The following is a 2380-nucleotide window of genomic DNA, read 5'->3' as shown; positions in this document are numbered from 1 at the left end:
CGTAAAAACGACAATCTGAATTTGCGCCTGAAAGGGCATAATTGTATACAGTTCCGCCCTTTCAGGCTTGTGGCTGGTGTGTTTTTTTCGTAGGGCGTTGTCCTACGCTATATAATTAAGCCCTTTCAGGGCACCCCAATAAATATATAATTGTAAGGCTTTCAGCCTAACCGATAAATTCTCATTTAACCGATAAATTCCCATTTATTATAGGCTGACAGGTTCGTATTTCAAACCAAATACATCGGCTACAGCTTTATAAACGATTTTTCCTTCTACAATATTCAGTCCAAGAGCCAATGCCGGATTATCTTTGCAGGCTTTTTTCCATCCCTTATTTGATAAAGCGATCACGTAGGGGAGGGTAGCATTAGTCAGTGCAAGAGTGGAAGTATAAGGTACGGCTCCCGGAATATTAGCTACTGCATAATGAACGATTCCGTCTACAATATAGGTCGGTGCACTGTGGGTGGTTGGGTGAGAAGTCTCGAAGCATCCTCCTGGTCAATTGCTACATCTACTAATACTGTGCCGGGTTGCATCATCGAAAGCATCTCTTTAGTAATCAGATGTGGTGCTTTATCGCCGGGAATCAATACGGAACCGACAACTAAATCAACATCCGGCAATTCTTTTCTGATTCTTAGTTCGGATGCATACAATGTCTTTACATTCTTAGGAAGTGTTTCACTCAAATAGCGCAAACGTGCCAGATTTATATCTGTGATAGTGACGTCTGCCCCCATTCCCGCAGCCATTTGCGCAGCATTGCTACCTACGATTCCGCCACCTAAAATTAATACTTTAGCCGGTTTAACACCTGGTACACCTCCCAAAAGAATACCTTTTCCACCTTGCGGCTTTTCCAGGAAACGGGCACCTTCCTGAATAGACATACGTCCGGCAACTTCGCTCATCGGAATTAATAAAGGTAATGTGTGGTCTGCTTCTTCTACAGTTTCGTAAGCCAAGCATATTGATTTGTTGGAGAGCATGGCAAGGGTTAACTCCCTGTCGGAAGCAAAATGGAAATAAGTGAATAGTAACTGTCCTTTTCTTATTAAGTTATATTCAGTGATTATCGGCTCTTTCACCTTTACGATCATCTCGGCAGTGGCGTAAATATCTTCTATTGTTGGCAGGATATGTGCGCCGACAGCTTGATATGCTTCATCCGGAAAACCGCTATTTATTCCCGCTGTATGTTGGATAAATACCCGATGCCCTTGTTTTACCACTTCAGCCACTCCTGAAGGTGTCATGCCTACACGGTTCTCATTGTTTTTGATTTCCTTTGGTACTCCGATAATCATAATGTTGCGTATTAAAGATTTAACATGTTCGAAAGTACGAAAAATCCCCTTACGTTGTTGTTCGTAAGGGGATGTTTTAGAACAGAATGTCTTCGCGTGTTGAGATGAATAAATGCGTAGAGTGGTTGTTTTATAGACATTCACTGCCCTGCTTGTTGATTTTCATGCTTTTTCCATAGAGACCCACTCGAGCTATGTTGTTATAAAAGGGTTCTGCAATATCGTACTTAAAAGGAAGTACTTCTTCATTGTCTTTGTTTATATACCCCCACTTGGACGACTGACTTTCAATACAAACAGCAGCCAATCCTTCAGAGAAAGAGCGTCCATTATCATATTCCAGGGGAATGACAACTTCTCCTTTCTTGTTAATGAATCCTACTTTGTTGTGTAGTGAGACGAGGGCTAATCCTTCCGCGAATTGTTCTATTTGACTGTAAGTCGGTGGAAGAATGTAGTTTCCTTGTCTGTCAATCAATCCCCATAATCCATCGTGGCATACCCGTGCACATTCTTGTTCAAACGAGTGAGCGGCTGTGTATTTAAACGGAATCTGTATTTGTCCGGTATGGTCGATGAATCCGTATTGAGAATTGAGTACTACCATCCCTAATCCTTCTTTAAAAGAGAAAGCCCGTTCGTACATTAGAGGAATGACAACGTCATATCCTTTATTGATGTATCCCCATTGGATTTTTCCTTTTACCGGAGCCAATCCTTCGGAGAAACGGCCAATTGCCGAGAAGCGCTTTTTCTTATTAGCTACCCCATAAGCTAAAAAAGAAGCGAAGAACTTTGTAATAGTGCTGCTCATTACCTTTATTGTTTGTGTGGTAAGCGTCCGGATACCATATATATACAAGAGAAGCTCTAAGTTTGCAGTTAATAGATAAGAGGTCGGAAATTTATTTTAAAAAAGTCAAGCGAGACGAATAATTACCTCCGCATCTTATCAGGAAAATATCAGTCTTATTATCTTTGTTGTATTAAGATAAAGACTGATAGGCGGGAAGAGGACACCATAAAAGAGAAAGCACTTGAGGCTAGCCACGTAACGGCCTCTCTCC

1 protein-coding gene and 1 pseudogene are annotated in these 2380 nt (G+C 41.4%); both read right to left on the bottom strand.

Going from position 1 to position 2380, the window contains the following annotated elements; all coding sequences use genetic code 11:
- Positions 1–207: 207 nt before the first annotated feature.
- Positions 208–1313, bottom strand: a pseudogene (gene ald, locus DXA05_RS25935) (alanine dehydrogenase).
- A gap of 130 nt (positions 1314–1443) precedes the next feature.
- Positions 1444–2127 (bottom strand): WG repeat-containing protein, encoded by a 684-nt coding sequence (locus tag DXA05_RS25930; protein WP_128859781.1) that lies wholly within the window; start codon positions 2125–2127, stop codon positions 1444–1446.
- Positions 2128–2380: the final 253 nt, after the last annotated feature.

The organism is Bacteroides sp. AM54-2NS (assembly GCF_003602935.1).
In the GTDB taxonomy this organism is placed as follows: Bacteria; Bacteroidota; Bacteroidia; order Bacteroidales; family Bacteroidaceae; genus Bacteroides; species Bacteroides xylanisolvens.
This window is presented reverse-complemented; position numbering and strand designations above follow the sequence as displayed.